Origin of the sequence: Halalkalibacter akibai JCM 9157, from assembly GCF_000513135.1 — a bacterium.
Lineage (GTDB): Bacteria > Bacillota > Bacilli > Bacillales > Bacillaceae_D > Halalkalibacter > Halalkalibacter akibai.
Window position 1 is genome coordinate 22,752 of the sequence record NZ_BAUV01000033.1, and the last position, 26,489, is coordinate 49,240.

Annotated in this window: 23 protein-coding genes; 16 read left to right on the forward strand and 7 right to left on the reverse strand. The window is 36.2% G+C overall.

The window, feature by feature from the left end; genetic code table 11:
• Positions 1-4 precede the first annotated feature (4 nt).
• The 3 genes from JCM9157_RS26125 to JCM9157_RS16105 all read right to left on the reverse strand — a co-directional run bounded on the left by JCM9157_RS26125 (position 5) and on the right by JCM9157_RS16105 (position 2,056).
• Positions 5-178, reverse strand: coding sequence for a LacI family DNA-binding transcriptional regulator (locus JCM9157_RS26125; protein ID WP_369384767.1), 174 nt, complete (start codon positions 176-178; stop codon positions 5-7).
• A gap of 180 nt (positions 179-358) precedes the next feature.
• Positions 359-565 (reverse strand): heavy-metal-associated domain-containing protein, encoded by a 207-nt coding sequence (locus JCM9157_RS16100; protein ID WP_035666313.1) that lies wholly within the window; start codon positions 563-565, stop codon positions 359-361.
• Positions 566-685: 120 nt separating this feature from the next.
• Positions 686-2,056, reverse strand: a complete 1,371-nt coding sequence (locus tag JCM9157_RS16105) for an MATE family efflux transporter (protein WP_035666315.1) — start codon at positions 2,054-2,056, stop codon at positions 686-688.
• A gap of 276 nt (positions 2,057-2,332) precedes the next feature.
• Here JCM9157_RS16105 and JCM9157_RS16110 point away from each other — a divergent pair, with 276 nt between their 5' ends.
• Genes JCM9157_RS16110 through JCM9157_RS16125 form a run of 4 tightly spaced genes read left to right on the forward strand, consistent with a single transcriptional unit; the run spans position 2,333 to position 7,777 of the window.
• Positions 2,333-3,019 carry an ABC transporter ATP-binding protein gene (locus JCM9157_RS16110; protein WP_035666317.1) on the forward strand — a complete coding sequence of 229 codons (687 nt, stop codon included), beginning with the start codon at positions 2,333-2,335 and terminating at the stop codon, positions 3,017-3,019.
• Positions 3,003-4,037: an efflux RND transporter periplasmic adaptor subunit gene (locus tag JCM9157_RS16115; protein WP_035666319.1), complete on the forward strand. Its 1,035-nt coding sequence runs from the start codon at positions 3,003-3,005 to the stop codon at positions 4,035-4,037. Before JCM9157_RS16110 ends, JCM9157_RS16115 begins: the two co-directional genes overlap by 17 nt.
• Before the next feature lie 12 nt (positions 4,038-4,049).
• Positions 4,050-6,899, forward strand: coding sequence for an ABC transporter permease (locus JCM9157_RS16120; protein WP_035666321.1), 2,850 nt, complete (start codon positions 4,050-4,052; stop codon positions 6,897-6,899).
• Positions 6,899-7,777: an ABC transporter ATP-binding protein gene (locus tag JCM9157_RS16125; RefSeq protein ID WP_035666323.1), complete on the forward strand. Its 879-nt coding sequence runs from the start codon at positions 6,899-6,901 to the stop codon at positions 7,775-7,777. Before JCM9157_RS16120 ends, JCM9157_RS16125 begins: the two co-directional genes overlap by 1 nt.
• A gap of 61 nt (positions 7,778-7,838) precedes the next feature.
• Here the strand turns inward: JCM9157_RS16125 and JCM9157_RS16130 are convergent, their stop codons facing one another.
• Positions 7,839-9,047, reverse strand: a complete 1,209-nt coding sequence (locus JCM9157_RS16130; protein WP_035666326.1) for a helix-turn-helix domain-containing protein — start codon at positions 9,045-9,047, stop codon at positions 7,839-7,841.
• A gap of 344 nt (positions 9,048-9,391) precedes the next feature.
• On the opposite strand from JCM9157_RS16130, the gene JCM9157_RS16135 reads away from it, so the two are divergent.
• Positions 9,392-10,363, forward strand: coding sequence for a LacI family DNA-binding transcriptional regulator (locus JCM9157_RS16135; RefSeq protein ID WP_035666328.1), 972 nt, complete (start codon positions 9,392-9,394; stop codon positions 10,361-10,363).
• Between the two features lie 86 nt (positions 10,364-10,449).
• Here the strand turns inward: JCM9157_RS16135 and JCM9157_RS16140 are convergent, their stop codons facing one another.
• Positions 10,450-11,046 (reverse strand): YesL family protein, encoded by a 597-nt coding sequence (locus JCM9157_RS16140; protein WP_035666330.1) that lies wholly within the window; start codon positions 11,044-11,046, stop codon positions 10,450-10,452.
• A 181-nt stretch (positions 11,047-11,227) separates the two neighbouring features.
• Here JCM9157_RS16140 and JCM9157_RS16145 point away from each other — a divergent pair, with 181 nt between their 5' ends.
• The 9 genes from JCM9157_RS16145 to JCM9157_RS16185 all read left to right on the forward strand — a co-directional run bounded on the left by JCM9157_RS16145 (position 11,228) and on the right by JCM9157_RS16185 (position 22,162).
• Entirely contained in the window at positions 11,228-12,508 is a 1,281-nt protein-coding gene (locus JCM9157_RS16145) for an ABC transporter substrate-binding protein (RefSeq protein ID WP_035666332.1), read from the forward strand.
• A 79-nt stretch (positions 12,509-12,587) separates the two neighbouring features.
• Positions 12,588-13,562, forward strand: coding sequence for a carbohydrate ABC transporter permease (locus JCM9157_RS16150; protein ID WP_081734215.1), 975 nt, complete (start codon positions 12,588-12,590; stop codon positions 13,560-13,562).
• Positions 13,563-13,578: 16 nt separating this feature from the next.
• Entirely contained in the window at positions 13,579-14,421 is an 843-nt protein-coding gene (locus JCM9157_RS16155; RefSeq protein ID WP_035666335.1) for a carbohydrate ABC transporter permease, read from the forward strand.
• Between the two features lie 247 nt (positions 14,422-14,668).
• Positions 14,669-15,637 carry a sugar phosphate isomerase/epimerase family protein gene (locus tag JCM9157_RS16160; protein ID WP_035666337.1) on the forward strand — a complete coding sequence of 323 codons (969 nt, stop codon included), beginning with the start codon at positions 14,669-14,671 and terminating at the stop codon, positions 15,635-15,637.
• 33 nt (positions 15,638-15,670) lie between these two features.
• Positions 15,671-16,696, forward strand: a complete 1,026-nt coding sequence (locus JCM9157_RS16165; protein WP_035666339.1) for a Gfo/Idh/MocA family protein — start codon at positions 15,671-15,673, stop codon at positions 16,694-16,696.
• Between the two features lie 22 nt (positions 16,697-16,718).
• Entirely contained in the window at positions 16,719-17,465 is a 747-nt protein-coding gene (locus tag JCM9157_RS16170; protein ID WP_201768903.1) for a sugar phosphate isomerase/epimerase family protein, read from the forward strand.
• 107 nt (positions 17,466-17,572) lie between these two features.
• Positions 17,573-19,621: a beta-galactosidase gene (locus tag JCM9157_RS16175; RefSeq protein ID WP_035666341.1), complete on the forward strand. Its 2,049-nt coding sequence runs from the start codon at positions 17,573-17,575 to the stop codon at positions 19,619-19,621.
• 414 nt (positions 19,622-20,035) lie between these two features.
• Positions 20,036-21,502, forward strand: coding sequence for an alanine/glycine:cation symporter family protein (locus JCM9157_RS16180; RefSeq protein ID WP_035666343.1), 1,467 nt, complete (start codon positions 20,036-20,038; stop codon positions 21,500-21,502).
• A gap of 177 nt (positions 21,503-21,679) precedes the next feature.
• Positions 21,680-22,162 carry a hypothetical protein gene (locus JCM9157_RS16185; RefSeq protein ID WP_052013198.1) on the forward strand — a complete coding sequence of 161 codons (483 nt, stop codon included), beginning with the start codon at positions 21,680-21,682 and terminating at the stop codon, positions 22,160-22,162.
• On the opposite strand, the gene JCM9157_RS25810 is transcribed toward JCM9157_RS16185, so the two are convergent.
• Positions 22,163-22,291 carry a hypothetical protein gene (locus JCM9157_RS25810; protein WP_268870956.1) on the reverse strand — a complete coding sequence of 43 codons (129 nt, stop codon included), beginning with the start codon at positions 22,289-22,291 and terminating at the stop codon, positions 22,163-22,165. It abuts the gene before it with no gap.
• Positions 22,292-22,432: 141 nt separating this feature from the next.
• On the opposite strand from JCM9157_RS25810, the gene ppnP reads away from it, so the two are divergent.
• A complete protein-coding gene (gene ppnP, locus JCM9157_RS16190; RefSeq protein ID WP_035666345.1) occupies positions 22,433-22,747 on the forward strand; it encodes a pyrimidine/purine nucleoside phosphorylase in 315 nt (104 codons plus the stop codon).
• Positions 22,748-22,807: 60 nt separating this feature from the next.
• Here the strand turns inward: ppnP and fumC are convergent, their stop codons facing one another.
• Complete coding sequence (gene fumC, locus JCM9157_RS16195) at positions 22,808-24,196, reverse strand: class II fumarate hydratase (RefSeq protein ID WP_035666347.1); 1,389 nt, start codon at positions 24,194-24,196, stop codon at positions 22,808-22,810.
• 614 nt (positions 24,197-24,810) lie between these two features.
• Here fumC and JCM9157_RS16200 point away from each other — a divergent pair.
• The gene (locus JCM9157_RS16200; RefSeq protein WP_035666350.1) at positions 24,811-26,427 is read left to right on the forward strand and encodes a flavin monoamine oxidase family protein; all 1,617 of its coding nucleotides are present in this window, start codon (positions 24,811-24,813) and stop codon (positions 26,425-26,427) included.
• The last annotated feature ends 62 nt before the right edge of the window (positions 26,428-26,489 follow it).

Here is a 26,489-nt window from a genome sequence, read left to right on the forward strand (position 1 = left end):
TAATTTAACTCATTAGCAGCTTCAAGAACTTTACGCTTTGTTTCTTCCCGAAGTGTGTAACATTGTTAAAAACTCGTGATACGGTTGCTTCGGAGACTCCGGCTAGGTTGGCAACATCTTTTCTTTTAGCTATGGTAATCTCCTCCAAGTAAGTAGTTAGTAATGTACACGTGTTCATTATATGAGCAATTAATCAAATAATCAATCATTTTTATTAACTTTATAAAATCTTTTAAATTCTTAGAGAGCTAAACCGTGTAAATTGTAAAAAGCATTATAGATCTTGTTAGAAGGTAGAATGAATTTTTTAGAAAAAGCTACTTAGAAAGAACCCTTAGCAGTATGCTAAGGGTTCTTTCTAGATAATTAGGTAACCTGATTCCCGTACGGCATCTTGAAGCTCATATAAATCAGTTATTGTTTCGTCGTATTGCACTTGGACAAGATCATTATTCTCATTTCCTTTTACCATAATAACACCATGAACGGTCATTAATGCCTCTTCAACAGTTGGTATACAATGACCACAACTCATTTTTTCAACTTGCAGTGATACGTTCTTCAAATAGATCTCTCCTTGAGTTCTTTTTCTTATTTTTTTAAAGTTTTTATTTTTCTATACAAGAAATGTGTTGTAAAATAAATCACCCCCACAAGGTCAAGTGTCCTTGTGGGGGTAGATAAATTAACCTGTAACTTCAATCTTTTTCTTCTCATGCTTAACAAGAACTTTTTTCTCCCAGACCCGGCTTCGCCAACGGCGGTATAGTACTAAGCCCCTTAGCCATTCGTCGGCAATAAATGCAATCCAAATGCCGAACAAGCCAAATCCCCAGTGGATGCCTAGGAGGTAGTACATCGGGACGCTAAATCCCCAGATAATGATGAAAGAGCACATCATCACAAAGCGAGCGTCACCTGCCGCTTGAATTGCTTGACCAAGAACAATGTTAAAACACCGACCTGGTTCAAGAAGAAGGCCCATGATTAGTAATGTTGCACCGGTATAAACAATAAGAGGATTATCTGTAAAAATCCCCATTAACTGTTCTCTAAATAAAGCAATCAATGTAGCAGCTCCTAGAGCAAGTAGCATACTTAGCTTTAAATTTCTCATTCCTTCTTTATAGGCTTTATCAAACTCGCCTGCCCCTATTAAATGGCCAACAATAATTTGAGTTCCTCGTCCTAAAGAAAGCGAGAAAATGATAATGAAAAATAAGATATTTAACGTGTAAATTCTAGTCGTTAACAGTTCGGGGCCTAAAACAACAATAAAACCAGTCGTTACAATTTGGCTCATAGAGTAGGATAATTGACCAATAGCTGTAGGAATTCCAACACCTAAAATTTTATAAAAACGGTCCTTTTGCCAATCAATCATGTCTTTAAATTTCAGCTGAATATCAACTCGTTTAAACAAAATCATAAAATTAACGATTAAACCTAAAAATTGACTGACAACAGTTGAAATGGCAACACCAGTTACCCCTAACTGTGGAAAACCAAACACTCCGAATATGAGCACGTAATTACCTATAATATTAATAATATTCATCCCTACGGTTACAAACATCGTATCCCTTGTATATCCATGGGCTTGAATAATAGAAGAGAGTGTTAGCATTAGTGCCTGCAATACCAAACCTCCACCAACAATAACTAAAAAGATTCTTGCTTGATCAAATAACTCTTTCTCAAGCTGAAAGAAACTAAGGAAGAAGCCGCTAAAACAGATCATTATAATACTAATAACTAATCCAAATAAGAAATTAAACGTAATGGCATTCCAGGCCAAACTGCGAATTTCATTATATTTCTTCGCACCTAGATACTGAGCAACTACAACGGCAGCACCAGTTGCCCCAACTTGAAAAAGAAAGAAAAGAAACATAACAATCTGATTAGAAACTCCAACAGCTGCAACGGCGTCATCAGACACTTTACTTAACATAAACGTGTCGGCTGTTCTTAAGGTCATATGGAGGAAGGTTTCAATAAAGATAGGCCATGTAATTGCAAAAAGAGAAAGCTTTTTAACATCTTTTTTATCCATAAAAATCTCCTAAGTTTAATTATAGTTTAATAGAAAACGTTAATCATAAAAGTTAGTTTATTCACTGAACTATGTTATTATTCTTTTAATAGTAATACAGAAAACGGAAATAGCAACAAGAATTTTATATTTAATTCTGTAAAAAAGAATTCTTTAAGCGCCAGATAATGAGTTAGGTGTTATAATACTTACAATTCACAACTAACGAAATATTCTAATATTTATTCAGTGGTGTGGAGAAGAAGATTGATAACTCAAGAGGGGCTGTGATAGCCAGTGGAGACAATTGTAAAAGCAGTAAATCTTACAAAAAGTTTTGAAAGCGCTAACAAAAAAGTGGAGGTGTTAAAGAATCTTGAATTCTCGATCATGCCACATACGTTAACAGCTTTAAAAGGAAGATCAGGATCAGGAAAAACAACATTATTAAATTTAATTGGAGCTTTAGATCAGCCCACTGAAGGAGAGGTCTATTTTGAAGAGACTCCAATAAGTAGATTAAAAGATAAGGAAAGCTCTGAACTCAGAAGAGTAAAGATGGGTTTTATTTTTCAATCGTTTGGTCTTGTTCCTTTACTAAGCGTTGAAGAAAATGTTGAATTTGGACTTCGTGTAGCTGGAGTACCGCGTAATGAGTGGAAGGAAAGAATTCAAGATGCAATTGATTTAGTAGGCCTCAACAAACGGGCAAAGCACAGACCATTTGAATTATCTGGTGGTGAGCAACAAAGAGTTGCAATTGCCAGAGCGATAGCGCCTAAGCCAGTTTTACTATTAGCTGATGAACCAACTGCTGAGCTAGATAGTCGGATGGCTTTTCACATTATTAACGTTTTTCAAGAACTTGTTCAAAACAAAGAAACAACGATTATTATGACGACACATGACCCTGGTATTTTAGACATGCTTGAGAATGTGTACACATTGGAGGATAGGAAGGTTTCTTATGAAAAAAAACTCTAATAAACTAAAAGCGATTGTCCGAGCGAGTTTAGGAACGGTTATATTAATTAGCGCAACAGGTTGTTCACTTCTTCCAAAAGAAGAAGCTGCTCTAGCACCACCTTTAGTAGAACCTGCTCAAATTGAATATGACGTTGCAGAAGTAGAGTTAGGAGACATCACTACAGCAGTAAGAGGAAGCGGGAATTTCATCCCATTGGAGAGCCACGACCTTTTTTATACTCAGGATGGAGGACGTTTAAAAAACATACATATTTCTGAAGGAGAGCTTGTTGAAAAAGGTCAACTTTTAGCGGAAATTGAAACTGGCACCCTGTTATTTGATATTGAGCAGCTAGAAATAGAATTAAAAAAAGCGAAAATTAGACTGCAACAACTTAAAGCACAAAAGGCAGACACGTATTCCTTACAAATAGGGGAATTAGACCTAGAAGGTCTAGAGTTACGATTAGCACAACTTCAATCCATTTTGAATAAATCTAAAATCACCTCACCAATTGATGGAGTAGTTACTTTTGTAACAGATTCAAGACAAGGTGAAATATTAGGTGCCTATCAATCTATTATCCAAGTTGCAGACACAACAAATCTACTGTTTATTTACACAGCACTTTCAGCAGATGTTGTAAATGAAGTGACAATTGGCATGGAAGCAACGATTGATTATCGTGACTCTGAATTGAAGGGAAACGTCGTACAAACACCCAACGACATTCCAAGCGATATTTATGAGACGAATCCAGATTTATATGGGAGAAGTATTTTAGTTCGTCTAGAAGAACTCCCTAATGAGATTGGAGTAGGGGAGCGAGCTGATATTGAACTGATTACAGCAGAAAAAGAAAATGCATTACTCATACCTAAAAGCGCTCTTAGAACAGCAGTGGGTCGTTCTTATGTACAGATAGTGGATGGCCAAACTAAAAAAGAGCAAGACATTGAAGTTGGTATTATATCAACAACCGAAGTTGAAGTAATAAAGGGATTAAATGAAGGTGATAAAGTAATTTTAAGATAGGAGGAGTAAGTGGTGGCTATTTTTAAAGTAATTTTAAGGAAAATGATCAATAACCGTTGGCTCACCGGAAGTTTATTCCTCGGCTTAATTATTACGGTTTCACTTGTCTCAAGCATTCCAACTTACACTTCAAGTATTATGCAGAAGTTACTAATAAATGAATTTGAAGATCATCAAAGAAAAAACAATCAATTTCCAGGAGAATTTTATTTTACTGATAATTTTTCAAAGGATGTGGTTCCTAGTCCTAAGGAGGCACTGTCGGAAGTTGAACAAATAAATGAAAATCTGACACACAAAACCGGTCTCCCTATTTTAACGTCCACACAGGTTGTTTTTACATCACCTTTAAAAATTGAATTTGAACAAGAAGATAGAAATACGACATCGCAAAGACCAGCTAGAATGTTAATGATGACAGGTATTTTTGAACATATTACTTTAACTGATGGAAAATTACCGAGTCCAACATTGGTGGATGGGGTTTTCGAGGCAATAGTGCCCGAATCAGCATTGCTAGAGAGAGAAATGGTCTTAAACACCGTTTTTAAGGCAGGAGAGAACGAAAAATCATTTTTTATTAAACCAGTAGGAACATTTAAATTAAAAGATGAGCAAGATCCATATTGGACAATGAATCCAGATCTTTTTAATCGAGATTTTATTATTCGTGAAGAGTTGTTTCGAGGTGAGTTATTAGAATCGCATGATGAAGTGATTGGTTTAGCGAGGTTTAGCACATCATTTGATTATCATGCAGTAAATAACGAACATATCTCAACTCTGTTACAGCTTGAAGATCAAATTAAAGTCGAAATTGGAAAAGTGAAAAATGGCACGATTATGTTTCATTTTCCAATTAAAGATATTTTAAAGAGGTATGAGACAAAAGGCAACCAATTGACTGTTATGCTCTGGTCATTAAATGTCCCTATCCTAGTTATGTTGGCGATTTACTTATTTATGGTTTCAAGGTTAATTATTAGTAGGCAACTAAATGAGATTGCTATTTTCGCCAGTCGTGGTGCAAAAAGAAGTCAGATATTATGGATTTATTTTATTGAAATCGCGATATTAGGTTTTCTGGCTTTCTTAATTGGACCATATTTAGGCTTATTACTATGTCAATTATTAGGTTCGGCAAATGGATTTCTTGAGTTTGTAGATCGGTCATCGTTACCAATTACTCTCATGCCGAAGTCATACTTGTATGCTTTCCTTGCGGTTTTAGCAGCGATAGTTATGGTTATGATTCCTGTTTTTCAAGCTTCAAGGCAAAGTATTGTTAGCCATAAACAAAAAATGGCAAATAGGAAAGATAAATTCAATTGGTATACAATTTTAATTGATATAGGGTTACTAGCTATATCCTTATATGGTTTAACTACTTTTTATAGAAGACAAGAACAATTATTTTCAATGGGGGGAAATTATAATGAGTTATACATTGACCCACTCTTATTTTTTATCCCAGCTCTTTTTATTATTGGGTTTGGATTGTTCATTTTAAGAATTTATCCATTCTGTCTACAAGCGATTTATAAATTAGGAGAGAAAATATGGTCGTTGTCTTTATATAGTACCTTTCTTCAAGTTAGTAGATCGACAAAACAATATCAATTTTTAATGCTATTTTTAATCATGACGATTGCAATCGGAGTTTTTAGTGCAAGTGCAGCAAGAACGATTAATAGTAATTTAGAAGAACAGCTACGTTATCGAAATGGAGCTGAAGTAACAGTTGATGTCTTATGGCAGAGTAGAAGAGTTTCCTTACCGGCGCTTGCTTCTGCTACGGAAGAAAGCACAGATGTAACTCCAGTTTTAAATCTAGCAGAGGTATCTTATACAGAACCTGCATTTGAGCCATTTATGAATTTAGCAGGGGTAGAAAGTGTTACTAAAGTATTTAAAAAACAAAATGTGACAGCGATTAGTGAGGGAGTTACTCGTCAGTCAATAGAATTTATGGCGATAGAACCAAAGGCATTCGGAGAAACAGCTTGGTTTAAATCATCGCTTCTTCTACACCATTGGTACGAGTATTTGAACCTCCTAGCAAAAGAACCTAGTGCTGTTTTGATTTCAGATACAGTTGCTTCTTCATTGGGGGTTGAGACAGGTGATTATCTGACAGTTCAGTGGGACGGCTCTTCTACTGGGGAATTTGTAGTTTACGGAGTGATTGAGTATTGGCCCACCTTTAATCCGATAAATAGGGATAATGAAGGGGCGGACCCGGCACTACTCGTAGCCAATTTACCTTACGTTCAGAATATGATGGGGTTAGAACCATATCAAGTGTGGATGAAAGTAAAGCCAGAGGTGACTAGATCCTCTATATATGATGAAATTAAAGAACTGAAACTCCCAATTACTCAATTAAGTGATGTGCAACCAAAAATAGTCGAGTTGAAAAATAGTGCCTTGTTATTAGGAATTAACGGAACGATGACTCTTGGCTTCCTGATCTCAATATTAATCACGTTTATTGGATTTCTCCTATACTGGGTGATCACGATTAAATCCCGGACTTTGGAGTATGGGATTTACCGAGCGATGGGAATGCCGATGCCGAAACTGGTTAGCATGATGGTTTGGGAGCAAATTCTGACTTCAGGTATGGCATGTTTGTTAGGAATCGTGATTGGAGGAGTAACAAGTAGGTTATTTGTCCCTCTATTTAAATTGTCATTAAATCCCACCGAGATGGTTCCACCATTTTCGGTAGTGTTCGATCCTCAAGATGAACTTAAAATTTACTTGTTTGTTTTATTTATGTTAACGGTGGGCCTAGTGGTATTAGTAATGTTCCTTAAGAAAGTAAAAATTCATCAAGCGATAAAGTTGGGTGAGGACTAATGATTGATTGTCAAAATTTAGTTAAAATTTATAAAGTAGATGATGATACAGAAGTAATGGCCCTGCAAGGTCTTGATCTAAAAGTTGAAAAAGGGGAATTAATGGGGATCATTGGCAACAGCGGTAGTGGAAAATCAACACTCTTAAACATGCTTGGAGGCTTGGACAGACCAACAGCTGGAAAATTGCTTGTTGACGGCAAAGACTTACTTAGAATGTCTGATAAGGAGTTGGTTCAGTATAAACTTGAAACAGTAGGTTTTGTATGGCAAAACAATGCTAGAAATTTAATTCCATATTTAACCGCAGTTGAGAATGTTGAGCTTCCTATGCTGTTTAAGGGGAGACGTAAACGTGACCATGCGATTGCCTTACTTGAGCAGGTTGGAATGGGTCATCGCTTACACAGTCGATTAACGGCTTTATCTGGAGGAGAACAACAACGAGTAGCGATTGCCATCTCCCTTGCCAATAATCCAAGTCTCTTACTAGCGGATGAACCAACAGGCAGTGTCGATACAAAAACAGCTGATATCATTTTAGATGTATTTAGAGATTTAAATAGAAACTTAGGAGTAACTATAATCATTGTTACACATGATACACAATTAACAAGAAAAATGGACAGAGTTGTTGCGATAAGAGACGGGAAAACGTCTAGTGAAATACTTAGACGCTCATTTTTTCTTGAAGAGGAAGTTAACCAAGGTCAAGAAGAATTTGAGGATACACATGTTGAACTGACCGTTGTAGACAGCGCTGGTCGTATCCAAGTGCCAAGAGATTATCTTGATGCAATTGGAATGAAAGGTGCCAATAAATTACGCGTAGAATTGAAAGAAGGGAAAATCTTATTAGTAAATCCAGATGAAAAATAAAAAATAATAAATTCAAGCAACGCAGTTGGGTTACTCAACTGCGTTTTCTCATGAGATCTCATTAAGTATGTACGGAGTGTAAGATTCGGTATTGTTTAGGGGTTAAACCAGTAAATTTTTTAAATATTTTAGTGAAATAGCTCTGATCCGTGAAATTTAACCAAGCATAAATCTCAGTTAGGGAATCATTTGTTAAAGTAAGTAGATTTTTAGCTTCTTCAATTTTCGATTTTTGAATGAACTCAGTTAAAGATATTCCTACTTCCTTTTTAAATAAAACAGATAGATAACAAGGGTTTAAGTCAACTAGATCGGAAAGATCTTTAAGAGTAATTTCCTCATATAAATGTTTAAAAATGTAATTTTGACAAGTGGTAACTGCTATAGAATAAGTTTGCCCTTTTTCCTCAGCCACCCGTTCGGCAAACGTACACAATGCATTTTCCATTAATTTTTCTATGTCTTTTATTTCTTTGAATTCTTCAAGACTTTGAATAAACAAGTCACTTAGGGTATAAGCCAATTCAGGATTTACCCCACCTTCCATTGCAGCTCGTGTTGCTAGTGTGATCGCGGCAATGCAAATGTTCTTTTGATTACGTACAAAACTTTTTTTGGACAAGGTTCCAAAGCTACCATTTTCAGGAAGATTAAGGAGGCAATTTAGAACTTGATCTTTCTTACCATCTTTAATGGCTTGGAGGAGCTTCTTTTCAAAACATCTTCCATAGTGAAACGTCACATTTTGTCTTTTTTCAGAAAGAGATAAGGCAGTTTGTTCTGGGGGTATACAAGGTTCGAGCATCTTATTTTGTTTCATAATGGTTTCTACATCTAAATGACGTTTAAATAACACAAAGTAAAATAGGGCACTTGTTTGGATCAACTTTTGCTTATTGAGAACTGGGAGTGATTGATAGTAGCCAATAAATCTATTGGTATTGGTAATAGGTAGATCATTGATTAAACTAAGTAGATGGTCTTCAGACAATTTTGAGTAAACAGAAGGTCCAACAATTACGGTTCCTTTTAAAGGTTTGTTCAGATGAATAAAGAAATAATTCTCTAATGTATCAGTTGAGTGAATAATAGGTACATGAAACGCATTATGACATGCGCTAGTGGCTAAAACAGGGGATGGAGTAAAATCAATTGGATATTTCCATAATACATTACCATTATTATCTAAAAGTTGAATAGGGATTTCAAAAGTATCGTATAAAACTCTAAAAGTCATTTGTAATTCTTCGGTATCTGAAATAACGAACATATCAAATCACCCCTAAATTGAAATCGCTTTCATTATTTTTAATGATAAATAAATAAACTTCTAAACTTCTATAAATAATACCATAATTTCTTTTGGAAAAGGAATAAGATAATTTTGAAATTAAAAATTGTTAGTTGTCAGTACTATTTTAAGTTCCGAAGTGTTATTTTTACAAAAAAATATCATTTATCAATTATTACAGCGGAATTCGAACTAAACATTTTGAATTTTGTTAATTTTCTAAAAGTGTATTGACGAACGCCGTAACTAAGCTGTAATATAACAAATGTAAGCGCTATCTTAAAAGAGAAAGGATCTTTCAAATGTAAAGGATAGTGAAGGAAATGGCGACAATGAAAGACGTCTCGAAAAAAGCTGGGGTTTCTGTAATAACTGTTTCAAGAGTGATAAATACACCAGAAAAGGTAAAAGAGTCTACTAGAAAAAAAGTTGAGAAAGTTATGAAGGAAATTGGTTTTCAACCAAATCATACGGCTAAAGCGCTGGTAACAAACAAAACGAGAACTATACATCTTTTTCATCCACAAGTGTTTGATACCTCTGATCCGTTTATAACAAAGTTAATAGGTGGAATAAGCTGTGAATTAAGTCATAATCACTACTCCTTGTTGTTTCGAAAAGATTGGGATTTTCCTTATAAGTGTGACGGAGTCATAGCGATGGGATTAGGAAAAGGGGATGACTTACTCTTAAAAGAGAAGATGAAGGTACCATGTGTTTTATTCGGAGAAACGAAAGGGATAGATTGGGTTAACGTAAATGATGTGAAAGGCGCTTATAAAATGGCCCAATACATCATAAGCCAAGGTCATACACAAATCGGAATGCTTGTCATTGATTCCCCTGAACCGTTTGCTGAACAACGTTTTGAGGGTTACCTCTTAGCTCTAGAAGAACATGGAATACCTGTAAACCTTAATTACATAAGATACACATCAACCTTAGAAAAAGACGGTTACCAAGCAACACTAGATCTACTGACTAAAACAGACATCACTGCTTTATTTTGTTCTACGGACCTAATTGCTCTCGGTGCTATCCGAGCAGCTCGAGAACTAGGTAAAGATATACCAAGTGAATTTTCAGTTAGTGGATATGATGGTGTATGGTTAGATAAAATTGCAGAACCACAACTGACAACAATTCGACAACCTGTTTTTGAAATTGGTCAGAATCTTGCAAGACTACTAATTGCGAGAATTGAGTGTCCAGATAAATCGGTTGAAAACATCTTATATGATCCTGAGATCATTATTCGAAACTCAATCAGTTTCAATCAACAGCAAAAATGTTAGCGTTATCATCAGTGACCATTCATTATAATTAATAATGTTAACGCTAACATCGACTGTTTATAATGTTAACGTTAACAAAGTTCAACCTAGGAATTTTCAACTGGGAATGTTTTATGACATACTCGGTAAACAAAATAAGCAACTAAGCTAAAAGAGATTAGGATAGTAAGTGTATAAATAAGAAATAAAGCAACTCCAGCAGCTACAAAAAGTAAACACAAAAGACAAACATGTAGTTTACTTAATGAATATAAAAAGGAATTCTTAATTACTCCAACTATTGGAAGCTTGAAGTGTACCATAACTGGAAACAGGTAAAAGCTAGTAAACAGAAAGAGAATACTAAAGATAGCTAAAAAAGGTAGCATGATCGTATTTAATGTAGGTGTTTCAATTGAAGCGAGCAGCTGAAAGTTAAACACGATTGAGTAAAGGACAGCAAACCAAATAATTCCAATAAGAAAACTTTGTTTAAAGTTATCTTTAAAATGAACAAAGAAAGGCTTAAACACACTAGAAGAGTCTTCTTGTCTAATCCATTGACGAACAACAGCAAACATAGCTGCTGTTGCTGGGAATATCGTTACAATTGGAATACACATGAATAACCAGAGAATGTTTAATAGAAAGAAACTAGTGAATTTTTCTAAAACGAACATGAAGCGACTTTGAAAAAGATCCATAATATCACCTAGAATTTTAAATTTTATGTTAATAAAAGCTATCATACCATGTAACCCAAAAAAAGATAACTTCTTTTCACACTTTGAGAGGGGGGATGCCCTACCTTATAGAGCTAATGCAAGTCTGTTGGTTGAGTTTTTGAGTTCAAATTGTAAGCGATTACAAAAGGGGGATCTTAAAATGAGTAGACAAGTTAAAAAGGTTTTATTCGCTTCACTAGCCTTATTCATGATGATTGCTTTAACTGCGTGTGGTGGTTCTAATTCATCATCTTCATCTTCGGATGGAAAAGTAGAGTTAACAATGTGGATTTGGCCAGGAATGGGGTTAGAAGAATTAATCGCACAGTATGAAGAAGAAAATGAAAACATTAAAGTTAACATTCAAACTGCAGAATTCAATGATGTTCATACTAACTTGACAACAGCTTTAGCGGCAGGTAGCGGGGCTCCTGACATCTCAGCAATTGAAGTTAAAGGAATTGACCGTATGAAAGGTACGCCTCAACATTTCAATAACTTATATGACCTTGGAGCTGAGGAGTTAAAAGGTGATTACTTAGATTGGAAATGGCAACAAGGCGAAACAATGGATGGAGAAACTTTACTAGGTATTCCTACAGATATTGGTCCTCAAGCTATGGTATATAACCTTGAAATTTTTGAAGCAGCGGGATTACCAACTGATCGTGAAGAGGTTGAAGCTCTTATTCAAACATGGGATGACTATGTAAGAGTAGCTGAGCAAGTAAAAGAAACAACTGGTAAATACATGCTAGATGCTGCAACTGGTATGTTCGCAGTAATGAAAGGTCAAGGGAAAGAAAAGTATTTCAACGCAGATGGTGAGCTAATTATCGATAGCAATCCTCAAATTGAAAAAGCTTGGAACTATACGCTTCAAATGATTGAAAAAGATCTTGTAACTCCTTTTGACCAATGGTCAACTGAGTGGAGTACTGGTATTGCAAATGGTGATTTCGCTACTATCTTAGCACCAGCTTGGATGATGAACACGATTCAAGATAACGCTCCTGATGGCGCAGGTAAATGGGACATTGCAGCTCTACCTGAGGGTTCTGGTAACTGGGGTGGATCATTCTTAACAATTCCTAAAGAGTCAAAGCATCCAGAAGAAGCATATGCGTTAATCAAATGGTTACTTTCACCTGAACAACAATTAAAAACATTTGAAATTTATGGTAATTTCCCTTCAACTCCTTCAGTTTTTGACTCTGAAGCAATGGTAAATTACACAAACGATTACTTTAACGGTGCTCCTGTAGGACAAATCTATGCAAAAGCTGCAGAGCAAGTGCAACATGTAATTGAAGGTCCTGAGTCTATTCAAGTTGAGTCTATTTTGAATGACGCAGTTAACCGAGTAAGAGATGGGCAGCAAGATCCTACAACAAGTTGGCAAACAGCGTTAGATCAACTTGAAAGAGAAATCGGACGTTAATTAAAAAATTTAGGGTGACTAAGACGAAATATTACTTTCGAGTCACCCTTCATTTATAAGTTGATAGGAGGGGAGCTTTATGGAGCAAAATGCTAGAGTTGAAAGTCAAAATCATTCTATCGTTCCTAAGCAAAAGAAACAAAGTCCAATTGAGCCAAAACCTAAAAAACATTGGAAGCAAAGTACAAAAGATCATATTTCAGGCTATCTTTACATTTCTCCTTTCTTTGTACTGTTTGGTATTTTTGGTGTATTTCCTATTATCTTCACGGCCTATATTTCATTTCATAGATGGAACATACTCGGTGAAAGAGAGTTTATAGGATTAGGAAACTATGCAAATCTAATGAATGATCCGCTATTTTGGAAAGCACTTGGTAACACCTTAAGTATTTGGGTCTTATCAACGGTTCCTCAGCTAATAATGGCATTAACTCTAGCTTTTATTCTTAATCAGGCGTTTTTGAAAGGGAAACAATTTTTCCGTTTAGCGGTGTTTGTACCTAATATCACTTCAGTAGTAGCTGTTTCAATTGTATTTGGAGCGATTTTTGGTCAGCATTACGGAATTATTAACTATGTCCTATCATTTGTTGGGATTGATCCGATTAACTGGAGAAGTTCTTATCTTGGGGCACATGTCGCAATCGCAACAATGGTCATGTGGAGATGGGTTGGCTACAACGCTATCATTTATTTAGCAGCACTTCAAAGTATCCCAAATGATCTGTATGAGGCAGCTACCATAGATGGAGCTACTAAGTTTCAACAATTCCTTCATATAACGATTCCGATGATTCGCCCAATGATTATATTTACGGTTATCTTATCAACTATTGGTGGAATGCAAATCTTCGCTGAGCCGCAAACGTTTTTAGGTGGTGGTGGTGGTGCAATCAATCAAGGTCTTACTTTAACGCTATACTTATATGAGGAAGCATTTGTAAGAAATGCCTTTGGTTACGCATCATCTATTGCTTGGTTATTGTTTATCATTATCGTTATTTTCTCTTTAATCAATTTGTTCTTCTCTAACAAAATAAAGTCGGCATAGTTAGGAGTGAAGTTATATGAAAGAGGTTGGAGTTAAGCCATATAGTTTAAGTCGAATACTAGTATACGTAGGTCTTGTGTTGTTTACATTCTTCTCTGTATTTCCATTCTATTGGATGTTTGTTATTGGTTCCAACACAACAGCTGCTATCAATAAATTTCCTCCAGCTATGTTACCAGGAACGAATTTTATTGGAAATATGAATAATGTCTTCTCGAATATACAATTCTTCCAAGCGCTAGTAAATTCATTTATCGCTGCGAGTGCGATTACACTATGTGTTTTATTTTTCTGTTCATTAGCAGGATTTGCATTTGCTAAGTTACAGTTTAAAGGGAAAAATGGACTGTTCTTCTTTATTATTGCGACAATGATGGTTCCAGTTCAACTAGGATTAATTCCGTCGTATATGATTATTGCTAAATTAGGGTGGATCAATAGTTTAAGTGCCCTTATCGTTCCCGCCATGGTAAATGCGTTTGGAGTCTTTTGGATGAGGCAGTACATTTCTTCTACCATTCCAAACGAGTTAGTTGATGCAGGACGTATTGACGGTTGCTCTAACTTCCGCTTGTACTGGGCAGTTGTTCTACCTGTTGTAAAACCAGCATTAGCTACTCTTGGTTTAATTACGTTTATGAATGTTTGGAATGACTATTTGTGGCCGTTAGTCGTTTTAAAAGATCGTAGTATGCACACAATTCAAGTGGCTTTAAGAACGCTAAATGGGGCTTATTCACAAGACTTTGGAATGATTTTAAATGGTACATTCCTAGCAACATTACCTTTACTTGTTGTTTTCTTACTATTCAGTAAACAGGTTATTGCGGGTCTAACAGAAGGATCTGTTAAGCACTAGGGGGTAAACAGACGGATGTCAATTGGTAGTAGGTTCGGCTAATCCATAGGAAATCTTACCTGTTGGATATGGATTAGCCAATATAAACTTCAACTTTGTTTACAAAACCTATTACAAGTGTTTGATGGCTTTATATTTTAATTGTTTCTATTTAAACGGGTGTGTTCAATAGGAAATTATTAATTTACTATTCGAAATTTTGATCAAGCAGTCTAAGTAGAATCTCACTTAATTTAGGAGGGTTATTATGAAATTAGGCGTATTTACGGTTCTATTCTCAGAGAAGCCATTTGAGGAAATGTTAGATTATGTAAAAGAAGCTGGAGTTGAAACGATTGAGTTAGGAACAGGAGGTTATCCTGGCAATGCTCATTGTAATCTCGATGAATTACTAAATGACCCTGCAAAATTAAAAAAATTTAAGAAGGCCGTCGATGATAGAGGGTTAACGATTAGTAGTTTAAGCTGCCATGGTAACGCTCTTACTCCTGACAAAGAATTCGCTTCTCAATGTCATGACACATTTGTGAAATCTGTACAACTAGCAGAGCAGCTTGAAGTTCCAGTTGTCACTACTTTCTCAGGTACTCCTGGAGCTTATGAAGGAGCTCAAGTTCCAAGCTGGTCACTTGCGCCATGGCCAACGGAATACGCAGAAATTTTAAAATGGCAGTGGGAAGAGAAGTTGATTCCATATTGGCAAAAATGGGGACAGTTCGCGAAAGATCATCATGTTAAAGTTGCTTTAGAATTACATGGGGGCTTCTTAGTACATACACCTGCAACATTATTAAAGTTAAGAGAAGCAACGTCTGAAGCGATCGGAGCAAACCTTGATCCAAGTCATTTGTGGTGGCAGGGTATTGATCCAGTAGAAGCAATTAAAATATTAGGTAAGAAAAATGCGATTCACTTCTTCCATGCTAAAGACACTTATATTGACCAGAATAACGTAAACATGCATGGTTTAATGGATATGCAATCATATGCAAATATGCAGGATCGTGCTTGGACTTTTAGAACGGTTGGCTTCGGCCACGATATGAAAACATGGGCTGATATTATAAGCGCCTTACGGTTAGTTGGCTATGATGGCGCAGTGAGCATTGAACATGAGGACGGTCTAATGTCAATTGAAGAAGGATTTAATCGTGCGGTTCAAAACTTAAAACCAGTTATTATGAGAGAACCATTAGCTGAGATGTGGTGGGTTTAATTTAAGCTCAAAAATTTTGAGAGGGGTAAAAGAATGACAAAAATTAAAGTGGCTGTAATAGGTTGTGGTAGTATCGCAAAATACCGTCATATTCCAGAATATGCAGCTAATCCAAATGTTGAATTTGTAGCGTTTTGTGATTTTAATAAAGAGCTCGCATCAGAATATGCAGAAATATATGGAGCTAATGCTTACACCGATTATGAGGAACTACTTGCTAATGAGCAAGTAGATGCAGTTAGTGTTTGTACACAAAATGTCGATCACGCGAAAGTATCAATAGCTGCTGCAAATTCAGGAGCACATGTATTATGTGAGAAGCCAATGGCTACTTCGTTAGAAGAAGCAGAAGCGATGATCAAGGCCGCATATGAGAATAAGGTGTATTTGATGATTGGTCATAATCAACGACTAATGCCCCCTCACGTAAAAGCTAAAGAAATACTTGATTCTGGCAAACTTGGAAAGGTGTTAACCTTTAAGACTACTTTCGGGCATGGTGGTCCGGAGCGTTGGAGTATTCAAGGTAAAGACAGCTGGTTTTTTAAAAAAGACAAAGCGATTGTAGGCGCAATGGGGGATTTAGGAGTTCATAAAACGGACTTGATGCGCTACCTGTTAGGGGAAGAAGTAGTGGAAGTTGGGGCCTTTGTTGAGACGCTACATAAGCATGGGGATGTAGACGATAACGCTACTTGCATTTTAAGAATGGAAAGTGGAGCAATCGGAACAATGGCTGCAAGTTGGACGTATTACAAGGGAGAAGATAACACAACAACAATTTATTGTGAAAATGGTGTGTTAGAGATAAAAGATGATCCTAATGTTCAAGTGGTCGTAAAATTACTTAATGGTGCTGTAGAGCAATATAAGGTAGGGGGAATTGCGACGAATGAGGAAGGTGGACAACTGGCAAGTGGCGTTATTGATGAATTTGTTGAAGCCATCGTTACTCGAACACCACCAAGTATCTCAGGTGAAGAAGGAATGAAATCATTACATGTTGTTTTAGCTGCTCTTGAATCAGCCAAGAAGCGAGTATTTGTTTCTTTACAATAATCCGGTTAAGAGGTGTCCTAAAATGATATCGTTACCACTTGGAATCCAGCTTTTTACATTACGAGAGGAAATGGAAACTGATTTTCTTGGAACTTTAAAAAAAGTAAAAGAAATAGGTTATGAAGGAGTTGAATTTGCAGGATTTGGCGACTATTCTGCAGCGCAAATAAAAAACGTATTAAATGGCATTGATTTATTAGGTTTTTCAAGTCACGTTCCTTTAACTCAATTAGAAAACAATCTCTCAAATGTAATTGATTTTCATTCGGAACTGGGTGTCAATCATATCGTTTGCCCTTATATTCCAGAAGAGTATTGGAAGTCTAAAGATAAATATCTGGAGCTTGCTTCGTTGTTTAATCAAGTCGGAGAACAATGTAAACAAGCTGGAATTGAGTTTAGCTATCATCATCATGCTTTCGAATTTGAACAATTTGACGGTGAGTTTGCGTTAGATATTTTGCTCTCAAACACGGAACCGGATTTTGTTCAATTAGAATGCGATGTTTATTGGGTGCAATATGCAGACCTTTCGCCTACTGACTATATGAGGAAATATGAAGGGCGTTGTCCGATGGTTCACCTAAAAGATATGAAGGTTGAGCCTAAGAAGTTTTTTGCACCGGTCGGAACAGGTGTGATTGATATTGATGCTGTAGTGAAAACAGCAGAAGAAATTGGAGTGAAATGGCTCATCGTTGAGCAAGATCAATGTGATGGACCTGCTCTTGAAAGTATTAAAATAAGCTATAACAACCTAATGAAATAATAATACAAAAAAAGGGGAGTGGATTTGAATCATGACATTCCTCTTTTTAGTGTAGTCTCTAAAGGGCTTTAATTTTAATTAGTAGTAGATTATGGAGGGTTAGGATTATGGGTTTAGAACTGAACGAATTTCATTTAGGGGTATGTTATTATCCAGAACAGTGGCCTGAACAAAATTGGAGTAAGGATTACAGGGACATGCACAATCTTGGATTTAATGTCATTCGAGTGGGTGAGTTTGCTTGGTCCATTTTTGAGCCTGAAGAAGGAAATTTTGAATTTGATTTATTTGACAGAGCTCTTGATCTAGCGCATAGTTATGGGCTTAAAGTTATACTCGGCACACCTACTGCGACACCACCAGCATGGTTAACTTATAAGTACCCTGAGGTGTTAAATGTGTCTAAATCAGGGGTGCAATTTCAACACGGAGAAAGACGCCATTACAACTATAATTCACCTGTTTATAAAAAAATGTGTGCTCGAATCGTTGAACGGATGACCAAGCATTATCGACATCATCCGGCTGTAATTGGTTGGCAAATTGATAACGAGTTAAATTGTCATATTGCAGATTTTTATTCTAATTCTGACCATGAAGAATTTAGGGAATGGTTGAAAGATAAATATGTATCTCTTGAAGCTTTAAACACAGCGTGGGGGGCTACGTTTTGGAATCAAACTTATAACGACTGGGAGCAAGTTCACCTTACCAGAGAAGGGACATGTCAATCACCTAACCCTCATCAGAGACTAGACGAAATTATATTTTTCTCGGAGAGTACGATTTCCTTTGCAAAATTTCAAGCCGAGATAATCCGGAAAGAGGCACCGGAGCATTGGATTACGACGAATGGAATGTTTGATCATTTAGATAATCATCGCTTAACTCGTGAATGCCTTGATTTTTACTCATATGATTCTTATCCAAACTTTAGTACGATTTATCCTGATTCGGAGGAGTTTCCTCTACTAGACCGGAAATGGAGCTGGAATCTAACGAAAACGAGAAGTGTTTCTTCTCAATTTGCTGTAATGGAACAGCAGTCAGGTTCTGGTGGCTGGAATAATCAAATGATTATGCCTTCTCCTAAGCCTGGTCAAATGAGATTATGGACCTATCAATCCATTGCTCATGGGGCAGATATGCTTCTTTATTTTAGATGGAGAACTGCGCCATATGGCACTGAAATGTATTGGCACGGGTTAAACAATCCACATGGTCAACCGAATAGACAAATGGAGGAAGCGAAAAAAATCGGTCAAGAAATGAAAATGATTGGCACTTCCATTATAGGGAGTCATTATGAAGCAGAAGTAGCTATCATCCGTGATTATCCAAATGAATGGGATGGGGAACTAGATCAATGGCATGGTAAATTGCAAAATCAAAGCGTTCTTTCATGGTTTAAAGTTCTTCAATATCAGCATATCCCTGTCGATGCTTTGTATATGAATGAACAAACTACCATTGACGATCTAATGGCTTATAATGTCGTTATTTATCCGCATGCTGCAATTATGACAGAAAATACGGCATTTTTATTAGAGCAATATGTGAAACAAGGTGGTAAAGTCATATTCGGATGTAGAACCGGCTATAAAACAATTGAAGGTCATTATTCGACAGAAGTGCCTCCAGGGGGTGTATCTCAACTTACAGGGGTTGCTTTACAGGACTTTACAGTTATCGGTCCTAATGAAAAAGCACCTACTATTCATTTTGGTAGGAATGGCTATACTGAATGCATAGCAGAGCAATTTGTAGATATAGTTACGATACATGCTGAGTCTGTCCAAGTATTGGGGACGTTTTCTGAAGGGTACTTTAAAGGATCTCCAGCTTTAACTATGAATCAAGTAGGGAATGGGTGTGTGTACTATTATTGTAGTGCCTTTAATTATAAAATAGCATTACAATTGCTTGATGAAATGAATATGGTCTCTCCTGTAGAAGAAGTAATGGAACCTCCGCAGCAGATTGAGTTGTCAATTAGAGCACAAGTAAACGGAGACCGTTATGCCTTTCTACTAAATTACTCAAGCGAAAAGCAAGACCTTTATCTTAAGGTGAAACGAATAGAATTATTAAGTAATGTTGAGTTAGATGGAAAAATACAAATTGAACCATTTGGAGTGTATGTCGTTAAATTATGATGTTTAAATAGATTTAGACAATTAAAGAGAGTATTTAATTTGAGTGAACGAATTAAAAATGTAAGAGATGAGATGATTTTAGAAGAAAAGGCTAGTTTACGTTCTGGCGGAGGTAACCTGGTAGGTGAAGCTTTTGTGGAAGATGTAAAATAATCCTTTTTCTCTTCTTTTTTATGGATAAAGGTGAGAATTTATAAACAAATAATAAAGAATTAATTATATCTGACAATAAAGCTACATAATTTGTACTGATATTACTAAAAGTTAAAAATCAAGTAGGAAATATGGCAAAATGTCGAACGATTTTGTAACAATTTCCATTTTGCTATATTGTCATAATGTGATAGCTACATTATAATTCAAATTAGAGTTAAGATTCTAAAAAATAAAAATACAGATTTAGGGGGAATTCATTTGGAGCAATTCGTCAATTGGCTTAATGGTGTTCTGTGGAGTACACCAATGATCTATTTTTGTCTTGGAGTAGGACTTTTATTTACCATTCTTACAAGATTCTCTCAAGTTAGACATCTGAAAAACATGGTTAAATTGACATTTACCGGTAAAAGCTCTTCTGCTGGTATATCTTCGTTCCAAGCATTAGCTATTGCCTTGTCTGGACGAGTCGGAACAGGTAATATCGCTGGGACGGCAACAGCGATCGCTTTTGGTGGGCCAGGAGCTGTATTTTGGATGTGGACTATTGCCTTCATCGGTGCATCAAGTGCTTTTATTGAATCAACACTTGCACAGATGTACAAGGTGAAGCAAGACGGTCAATACCGTGGTGGACCTGCTTACTATATTGAAAAAGGAATTGGGTGGAAATGGTACGCGGTAATCTTTGCAATTGCTACACTTTTAGCAATGAGCTTACTCATGCCAGGAATTCAAGCCAATTCAATCGCTATTGCTGTGGAGAATGCATTCTCAGTTAATACGTATGTTACCGCTTCCATTTTGATTGCTATTATCGGTATTATCATTTTTGGGGGAGTAAAACGAATTGCAACTGTTGCTCAATATGTTGTGCCGTTTATGGCTATAGCTTATATCCTCTTATCTTTAATCATTGTATTAGTAAATATTACGTCGTTACCTGCTGTAATCGGATTAATTGTTAGTAGTGCCTTTGGTGCTGACGCTGCATTCGGTGGTATCATTGGTTTAGCTATTTCATGGGGCGTAAAACGTGGTATTTACTCAAATGAAGCGGGACAAGGAACTGGTCCTCATGCTGCGGCAGCTGCGGAGGTCTCTCATCCTGCGAAACAAGGACTAGTACAATCTTTTTCCGTTTATATTGATACATTGCTTGTATGTTCGGCAACCGCATTTATGATTTTATTTACAGGCATGTATAATACAGAGAGCCCTAATGGTGGTTTCATTGTGAATAATTTAGGAAGTGAAATCCCAGCAGGAGCAGGCTATACACAAGCTGCGATTGAATCAGTCCTACCTGGATTTGGAGCTGCATTCGTTGCAGTAGCGTTGTTCTTCTTCGCTTTTACAACTATTATGGCTTATTACTACATGGCAGAAACGAACATTGCATACCTGATTCGCGGTAAATTTAGAAAATCGGGAATGTTAGTGTTGAAAGTTGTGTTATTGTTAGCTGTATTCTTTGGTTCAGTACGTGAAGCAGACCTTGCGTGGGCGCTAGGGGATGTTGGACTTGGCTTAATGGTTTGGCTTAACTTAATTGCGATTTTAATTCTAGCAAAACCAGCCCTTCGTACTTTAAAGGACTATGAGGAGCAGAAGAAACAAGGACTTGATCCTGTTTTTGATCCTAAAAAGCTTGGCATTAAAAACGCTGACTATTGGGAAGAAGAATACAAAAAAGATCAAGAAAAAGATAAGCTTTCAAGTTAAGTTAAAAGGAATTCTAACATGGGGGTTATTTCAATAGGTCACAGACCTTTGGAATAACCTTTTTCTATCTCTTTTAGGGAAAATTAGTTTGTAATTATGTAAAATATTACATAACAAAGGAAAAAAACAACGTTGTCTATAATAAATTAAAGAAGGGAAGGAGGTGTATGGGCAAAAATGAATTGGAATTCTCAACAGGTTGATCAACTAGGGGAAGGTAATCTTCATACATATGGAAGAAAAAAGGAGTTTAATGGTGAATTTATCGTTTCGATTACACATGCTATGGGTTTAAATCTTGCGCGACTTATTCCTTTTATTATTATGACTAACATTGTCCGAAAACAAGTAACTAAAAATAAAGATATCTTGTATGCAGAAGTCCAAGGTCAACTCGAGGCGGGGGTTGGTCAGACTATCACAGTTTGGCGTAAAGGTAAAGATATGGTTTCATTTAGAGACTCAGGATGGCATAAAATTGCGTTAATGTTTTTTGGTTGGACGTTAAATGGTAAAAATGTGCACTCATATTTTATTACTTATAAAACATCAGAAATTCCACTGGGAGAAGAAGCAGAGGAAATTGCTAAAACATACGGCACATATATGCATAAGGGAGAAAAAATAAGGAAGTCTAATAGACCCCCTGTCTCCATTTAATTACTTTAATAGACCTCGTTTTTTAGCTAGTTGGATTTTTGCTTCGTTGTATGAAAGTCCTGACTCTGCATTAAGCTTTTTAACTTTTTCGATATTTGTTCCTGTGATGGTTTGTATATTTTTCTTCAAGTGAACTAAACCCCTTTCGTTCAATATATTGAATATCTTTTACTAAAATAAATAAAATATTCATTTCATTATTCTAAAAATTCTATTTAATTAACTGGTAAATTGTGATAAATTATTGTTAAAACCGAGAGGACGAACACAATGACACAAATTGAAAATATAACACTAATAAAAAAAGCTAATGTTTATTTTGATGGCAGGGTAACTAGTAGAGCGATCATCTTAAAAGACGGAACAAAGAAAACGTTAGGGATAATGCTTCCTGGGGAATATGAATTTTCAACGGAAGTCAAAGAAGAGATGGAAATTATAGCTGGGAAGCTTGAATATAAGCTAGAACAAGAAGACTGGAAAATGATCGAAGGTAGTGGAGTTTTTTATGTACCTGGGAAACAATCATTTAAATTAAAGGTTTATTCAGTAACGGATTATTGTTGTTCCTATTTAAATGAATAACTGGATTAAAGAGACTATCGAGTGAATTTTCGATAGTCTCTTTATTTAGGTTGAATCGTCTTACTCTTTAGGTGTGATCATTTCCTCTGGTTTTACAAGTCGATCGAATTCATTTTCTGAGAGCAATCCAGATTTTTGAGCCGCCTCTTTTAATGTAATACCATCCTGATGAGCGAGTTTGGCGATAGTAGCTGCATTCTCATAGCCAATATGAGGATTAAGAGCTGTAACAAGCATAAGAGACTGGTTGAGATTACGTTTAATAACCTCCATGTTAGGCTCAATTCCTACTGCACAATGATCGTTAAATGATATCATTGAATCACTAAGTAATGTAATAGATTGAAGGAGGTTGTAGATAATAACAGGCTTGAAGACGTTCAGTTCAAAATTACCTTGACTTGCTGCGAAGCCAATCGTAGCGTCATTGCCCATGACTTGACAAGCCACCATCGTTAACGCCTCGCTTTGAGTCGGATTGACTTTTCCGGGCATAATTGAACTGCCTGGTTCATTTGCTGGAATCGTGATCTCTCCAATACCAGATCGTGGCCCACTTGCTAACCACCTCACATCGTTTGCGATCTTCATTAAATCAGCAGCTAGGGCTTTACAAGCTCCGTGTATGTAGACAATTTCATCATGACTTGTTAGGGCGTGAAATTTATTTTCAGCAGATTTAAACGATTTACCCGTGGATTTACTAATGTCTTCAGCTACCAACTTACCGAACTGAGGATGAGCATTAATACCAGTTCCAACAGCGGTTCCTCCAATAGCGAGTTCTCTTGCAGTTTCTAAACTTTGTTGAATCATTTTTTCTGTCTTTTCGAGCATTCGTACCCAACCACTAATTTCTTGTCCGAGTGTTAGAGGAGTGGCATCCTGTAAATGCGTCCTTCCTATTTTAATGACATCTTTATATGTTTCGGCTTTCTTATTGAAAGTCCGTTTTAATTTTGCTAAAGCTGGCAGGAGAGTATCTTCAATTTTAATGACAGTTGCTACATGCATCGCAGTTGGGAACGTATCATTAGAACTTTGAGATTTATTGACGTCGTCGTTTGGATGGACTTTTTCTTTACTTCCTTGTTCTTGTAATAGTTCATTGGCGCGGTTTGCTATCACTTCATTTACGTTCATATTTGATTGAGTTCCGCTACCTGTTTGCCAAACTTTTAAAGGGAAATGTTCGTTAAACTTTTCAGCTATTATTTCATCAGCAGCTGTAATAATAACGTTTTTTTTAGCAGTAGATAATGTACCTAGTGCGTGATTGACAAGAGCTGCACTTTTTTTCAGTTGAGCAAACGCGATAATTACTTCGATTGGCATATTCTCTTTACCAATATTGAAATTTTCACTACTTCTTTGTGTTTGTGCTCCCCATCTTTTATCTGCTAAAACTTTGATTTCGCCAATTGTATCTTTTTCTATGCGATAATTCACATTTCTCACACTCCTTTGAAAGAATTAGACTTAATGAATATATAGAAGCTCTTTGAACAGTTTATACATTATATTTAAAAGTTACTCGTTCTTTTGCTTTTGAAAATTAGAGATAATCTAACAATATTTTTAATAAGTGAATAAGTCAAAATGCCTATGTTTCACTAAGTATGAAAGTTGTTACTCATTTTAATAAATCGTGCAGTAAGAGCGTTTAGAAGAAAGAAAGGTTGAACTAAAGAAGGTATTCAACTTTTTTGAATATTCCTGATTTCGTAGATAGAAGCAAAATAGAAAATGTAGAATCGTATTTTTGAGTAGTTAGACTCTTTTTTTTTTACTAAAAAGTTTATTGATAAGTAGGCTACCTTTCTATTTAAAACAAGAAAAAGGCAATAAGTATCATGTTTTCAATAGTTTACCTTATAGAATGCTAGAGTCCTGGATAGTCCATAATACTGCTCTAATTCTAACTGAAAACCAGTAAAATTTAACCAATATAGTAAACAATGTAAGAATTTGTAACAAAATTAGTAGTTTTCAGAAAAAATAAAATATATGATTTTCATGGGAACACCAATTACTAGATTTTGAAAAATGAGGAGTGGATGCTAATGGCGAGTAACAAAGGAAAGATTCTTACAAGAAGAGATTTTCTTAATCAAGTAGGTAAAGTTGGTGGCGCAGTTGCCGTGTTTGGGGCAATGGATACCTTGGGCCTGTTTGGATCTTCTGTTTCGGCTAACTCAGATTTTAGAGCTCCTAAAAAGAGTGACTTAACTAGTAAGAAAATCGGTAAGAAAGTTGTAATTTTAGGTGCGGGAATTGCTGGCTTATGTGCAGCTTATGAATTAGGAAAAGCAGGTTATGATTGTCAAATTTTAGAGGCTAGGGAACGAACGGGCGGTCGTAACTGGACGGTAAGAGGTGGAACAACGGAAACGGAAATAGGGGGAGTATCTCAAACTGCTAAATTTGATAAAGACCAGTATTTTAACGCTGGACCAGCGCGTATTCCTCAGCATCACATTACAATCGACTATTGTCGAGAGTTAGGTGTTCCGTTAGAAGTTTTTACAAATACGAATGAAACAGCTTACTTTTATCAAGAAAATGTAGGAGCACTTGCAAATACTAAAGTGAGAAAGCAAGTAATTAAAGCAGACATTCGCGGACAAACTTCAGAACTACTGGCAAAGGCTGTTAATCAAACTGCCCTTGATATGCCTTTATCAAGTGATGATAAAGAAAGGTTACTTGTTTATTTACGAAGAGAAGGAGATTTAAATGCTAGTTTCTCTTATACAGGTTCTTCAAGAAGAGGATATAAAGAGTTACCAGGAGCTGGTTTAGCGCCAGGTACGCTTGACTCTATTTATTCGCTAAGTGAAGTATTAAAGTCTGAAATGGCCAATCATATCTCTTCAGAGTACAGCTTTGATCAACAAGTGTTAATGTTCCAACCAGTAGGAGGGATGGATGCGATTCCAAGAGCGCTTGAAAAGCAACTACCAGGTAAAATAACATTTGGAGCAGAGGTTCAGGAAATCAGACAAACTGCTGAAGGAGTCCGAATTGTTTATAAAGGAAAAGGGGCAAGCAAGGAAATTACCGGTGACTATTGCATATGTACAATTCCATTACCAGTGCTTAAAAATATTCCTGCTGATTTCACATCAGAAATGCAAAATGCTATTAAGAGCATTGGGTATGCAACGACTGGAAAAATTGGTTTACAGTTTAAAAGTAGGTTCTGGGAAGATGAAAGAATCTATGGTGGAATGACTACAACCAATATGGATATTTCCCAAATTTGGTATCCGTCATCTGGATATGGTACGAAGAAAGGATTACTTGTAGGGTATTATAATTTCGGTGGAAATGCCGTTAGTCTAGGGAATATGTCACTTGCGCAACGCGAAGCTCACGCTCTTTCCCAAGGAGCTAAAATTCATGAGAGATACAAGAGTGAATTTGAAACGTCCTTCTCTCTTGCTTGGCATAAGATAAAGTATAACGAAGGTGGCTGGGCTTCTTATTCTGCGTCTGATCGTCAAAACTATTATCCGATTTTAAATAAGCCACAAGGACGTATCTACTTAGCTGGTGAACATTTAAGCTATATGACAGGTTGGATGTCTGGAGCTTTTGAGTCGGCCCGAATAGCTGTAAGTGATATTCATGAGAAAGTAGTAAAGGAAAGTGAAAAAGTCACAACTAAAGTCGGATAATTCAAAATAATAAGAAAGAGGAGTTGGTTAGTATGAAAAAAACAGACTAAAAAATTATCGTA

Coding starts and splice junctions, on each gene's coding strand:
- JCM9157_RS26125 (WP_369384767.1), bottom strand. CDS start 178: ATGAACACGTGTACATTACTAACTACTTACTTGGAGGAGATTACCATA.
- JCM9157_RS16105 (WP_035666315.1), bottom strand. CDS start 2,056: ATGGATAAAAAAGATGTTAAAAAGCTTTCTCTTTTTGCAATTACATGG.
- JCM9157_RS16115 (WP_035666319.1), top strand. CDS start 3,003: ATGAAAAAAAACTCTAATAAACTAAAAGCGATTGTCCGAGCGAGTTTA.
- JCM9157_RS16125 (WP_035666323.1), top strand. CDS start 6,899: ATGATTGATTGTCAAAATTTAGTTAAAATTTATAAAGTAGATGATGAT.
- JCM9157_RS16130 (WP_035666326.1), bottom strand. CDS start 9,047: ATGTTCGTTATTTCAGATACCGAAGAATTACAAATGACTTTTAGAGTT.
- JCM9157_RS16135 (WP_035666328.1), top strand. CDS start 9,392: ATGGCGACAATGAAAGACGTCTCGAAAAAAGCTGGGGTTTCTGTAATA.
- JCM9157_RS16140 (WP_035666330.1), bottom strand. CDS start 11,046: ATGGATCTTTTTCAAAGTCGCTTCATGTTCGTTTTAGAAAAATTCACT.
- JCM9157_RS16145 (WP_035666332.1), top strand. CDS start 11,228: ATGAGTAGACAAGTTAAAAAGGTTTTATTCGCTTCACTAGCCTTATTC.
- JCM9157_RS16150 (WP_081734215.1), top strand. CDS start 12,588: ATGGAGCAAAATGCTAGAGTTGAAAGTCAAAATCATTCTATCGTTCCT.
- JCM9157_RS16155 (WP_035666335.1), top strand. CDS start 13,579: ATGAAAGAGGTTGGAGTTAAGCCATATAGTTTAAGTCGAATACTAGTA.
- JCM9157_RS16160 (WP_035666337.1), top strand. CDS start 14,669: ATGAAATTAGGCGTATTTACGGTTCTATTCTCAGAGAAGCCATTTGAG.
- JCM9157_RS16165 (WP_035666339.1), top strand. CDS start 15,671: ATGACAAAAATTAAAGTGGCTGTAATAGGTTGTGGTAGTATCGCAAAA.
- JCM9157_RS16170 (WP_201768903.1), top strand. CDS start 16,719: ATGATATCGTTACCACTTGGAATCCAGCTTTTTACATTACGAGAGGAA.
- JCM9157_RS16175 (WP_035666341.1), top strand. CDS start 17,573: ATGGGTTTAGAACTGAACGAATTTCATTTAGGGGTATGTTATTATCCA.
- JCM9157_RS16185 (WP_052013198.1), top strand. CDS start 21,680: ATGAATTGGAATTCTCAACAGGTTGATCAACTAGGGGAAGGTAATCTT.
- ppnP (WP_035666345.1), top strand. CDS start 22,433: ATGACACAAATTGAAAATATAACACTAATAAAAAAAGCTAATGTTTAT.
- JCM9157_RS16200 (WP_035666350.1), top strand. CDS start 24,811: ATGGCGAGTAACAAAGGAAAGATTCTTACAAGAAGAGATTTTCTTAAT.